Source organism: Kitasatospora sp. NPDC001095, from assembly GCF_053598615.1.
The window spans coordinates 1-3,507 of record NZ_JBSFKQ010000122.1 but is presented as its reverse complement, the minus strand read 5'-3'; the positions used below and the strand labels follow the sequence as shown (position 1 = coordinate 3,507).

General features: G+C 74.2%; 1 protein-coding gene. It reads left to right on the top strand.

What is annotated here, in order from left to right; genetic code table 11:
• On the top strand, positions 1-3,507 hold a 3,507-nt coding region (locus ACWDBB_RS36055; protein WP_449793627.1), incomplete at both ends, for a type I polyketide synthase.

The window sequence follows — 3,507 nt, the reverse complement described above, 5'->3', positions numbered from 1 at the left end:
CCAACACCACCCCCCACACCCCCGAAACCAACACCACCTGGCCCCCCGCCACCGCCACCCCCATCGACCTCACCGACACCTACCACCACCTCACCCAACGCGGCTACACCTACGGCCCCGCCTTCCAAGGCCTCACCAAAGCCTGGCGCGACACCGACAACACCCTCCACGCCGAAATCACCCTCCCCACCGACCTCACCCCCGAAGGCCACACCCTCCACCCCGCCCTCCTCGACGCCACCCTCCACCCCCTCCTGATCGCCGGCATCGAGCGCGGCCTTCCGTTCACCTTCCGGGGTGTGACGCTGCACTCCGTCGGCGCCACCCGGCTCCGGCTCACGGCCCGCCCGTCCGACGACGGCACCGGAACCGTGCTGCGCCTCACCGATCCGACCGGCGCACCGGTCGCCGAGATCGACGCGCTGGTGATGCGCGAGGCCTCCGCCGGGCAGTTGCGCGACGCCGACCAGCGGCACCCGCTGTACACCGTCGCCTGGCAGCCCGCGGCCGCCGCGCTCGCCGAGGCGCCCGGCGGCCCCTGGGCCCTGATCGGCGATGCCGGAACGGCCGAGGCGCTCGCAGCCGTCCGGTACGAGGACGCAGCCGCCCTGCGCGCGGCCCTCGACGACGGGACGGCCGAGCCGCCCGAGGTCCTGGTGTACGCGCCGGGCCACCCCGGGGCGGACGGCACGGACGCCGGTGCCCTGTTCGAGGCGGCCCGCCGGGCCTCCCACGACGCTCTGACGACCGTCCAGGCGCTGCTCCAGGACGACCGGCTGGCCGAGACCCCGGTGCTGGTGCTGACCCGGCAGGCCGTGCCCGCCGGCGGCCCGACCGAGGCCGGGGTGCCGGCCGCGGCCCCGGTGTGGGGTCTGCTGCGGACCGTACAGTCGGAGTATCCGGGCCGGTTCACCCTGGTGGATCACGACGGCACGCCCGAGTCGCTGCGCGTCCTGCGCGCCGCTGCCGCCACCGGTGAGCCGCAGTCCGCGCTTCGGGCCGGTGTTCTCCAGGTGCCCCGGCTCGCCCGCGTCAACGCTCCGGCCGCGGCCGACTCCGGCCCGGTGCGGCTCGACCCCGAGGGCACGGTGCTGATCACGGGTGCCTTCGGACGGCTGGGTGCGCTGCTGGCCCGGCACCTGGTGACCGAGCACGGCGTCCGGCACCTCCTGCTCACCAGCCGCCGGGGCGCCGACGCCCCCGGCGCCGCCGAACTCATCACCGAACTCACCGACTCCGGCGCCGAGGTCCGGGCCGTCGCCTGCGACACCACCGACCGCGACGCCGTCGCCGCCCTCCTCACCGCCGTACCCACCGACCACCCCCTCACCGCCGTCATCCACACCGCCGGCGTCCTCGACGACGGCATCATCACCGCCCTCACCCCCGAACGCCTCGACACCGTCCTGCGTCCGAAGGTCCTGGCCGCGCTGCACCTCCACGAGCTGACAGCCGAACTCCCGCTGTCCGCCTTCGTCCTGTACTCCTCGGTCTCCGGTCTGATCGGCGCCGCCGGTCAGGCCAACTACGCCGCCGCCAACGCCTTCCTGGACGCCCTCGCCCACCACCGACACACCCTCGGCCTGCCAGCCACCTCCCTCGCCTGGGGCCTCTGGGGCCAGGGCGGCATGGGCGAGAAGCTCAGCGACGCCGACCTCGCGCGCATGGCCCGCGCGGGCGTCGCGGCGATGTCCGAGGACGAGGGGCTGGCGTTCCTCGACGCCACCCTCGGCCGCCCCGAGGCCCTGCTCGTCCCGGCCAGGCTCGACCTCGCCGCCGTCCGGGCGCGGTCCGACGCCGAATCCGTCCCGGCGCTGCTGCGCGGGCTGGTACGGACCGCCCCGCAGCGGGTCCGGGCCAGGGCCGCCCAGCCGGCGGGCAACGAGTTCGCCGAACGGCTGGCCGGACTGGACACGGCCGAACGCCTCGCCACCGCACTGGAGTTGGTTCGTGCGTCGGCGGCCTCCGTGCTCGGCCACAGCAGCGCGGACACGGTCGACGCCTCCGCCGGCTTCAAGGAGCTGGGCGTCGACTCGCTGAGCGCGGTCGAACTGCGCAACCGCATCAACTCGGCGACCGGGCTCCGGCTTTCGGCCACCCTGGTGTTCGACTACCCGACGCCCGGCGCCCTGGCCGAGCACCTGCAGGAGCAACTCGCCAAGGCCGCGGGCCTCGTCCAGGCACCCCGTCCGCGGACCACCCGAGCCGTCGGGTCCGGGACCGCCGACGACGCGGAGCCGATCGCCATCATCGGCATGGCCTGCCACTACCCGGGTGGCGTCACCACGCCCGAGGAACTGTGGCAGCTGGTCGACCAGGGCCGCGACGGGATCGGACCGTTCCCGTACGACCGCGGCTGGCCGGAAGACCTCCACGACCCGGACCCCGAGGCGGTCGGCAAGTCCATCACCGACCGGGGCGGATTCCTCTACCGAGCGGGCGAGTTCGACTCCGAGTTCTTCGGGATCAGCCCGCGCGAGGCCACCGCGATGGACCCGCAGCAGCGGCTGCTGCTGGAGACCGCCTGGGAGACCTTCGAGCGGGCCGGCATCGACCCGACCACCCTGCGCGGCAGCGACACCGGGGTCTTCGCCGGGGTGATGTACCACGACTACGCCCCGCCGGTGCAGCTCATGCCGAAGGAGCTGGAGGGCATCCTGCTGACCGGCAACACCGGCAGCGTCGTCTCCGGCCGGATCGCCTACAACTTCGGCCTCGAAGGCCCGGCAATCACGGTCGACACCGCCTGCTCCTCCTCGCTGGTCGCCCTGCACCTGGCCGCCCAGGCCCTGCGGGCCGGCGAGTGCTCGCTCGCCCTCGCGGGCGGCGCCACCGTCATGTCCACCCCGGGCACCTTCGTGGAGTTCAGCCGCCAGCGCGGGCTGTCCCCGGACGGGCGCTGCAAGGCGTTCTCCGACGAGGCGGACGGCACCGGCTGGAGCGAGGGCGTCGGCCTGCTGCTGGTCGAGCGCCTGTCGGACGCCCGCCGCAACGGCCACCCGGTGCTGGCGATCGTCCGGGGCACCGCCGTCAACCAGGACGGCGCCAGCAACGGCCTGACCGCGCCCAACGGCCCCAGCCAGGAACGCGTCATCCGGCAGGCCCTGGCGAACGCGCGGCTCGCACCGGAGGAGATCGACGCCGTCGAGGCTCACGGCACCGGCACCCGCCTCGGCGACCCCATCGAGGCCCAGGCGCTGCTGAACACCTACGGCGAGACACGCGATGCCGAACACCCGCTCTGGCTGGGTTCGTTGAAGTCCAACATCGGACACTCCCAGGCGGCGGCCGGCGTCGGTGGCGTGATCAAGATGGTCATGGCGATGCGGCACGGCGTCCTGCCGCGCACCCTGCACGCCGAACAGCCGACCAGCCACGTCGACTGGTCCGACGGAACCGTCCGACTGCTCACCGAGGCACGGCCCTGGGACGTCGAGGACGACCGTCCCCGCCGGGCCGCCGTCTCCTCGTTCGGCATCAGCGGCACCAACGCCCACCTCATCCTGG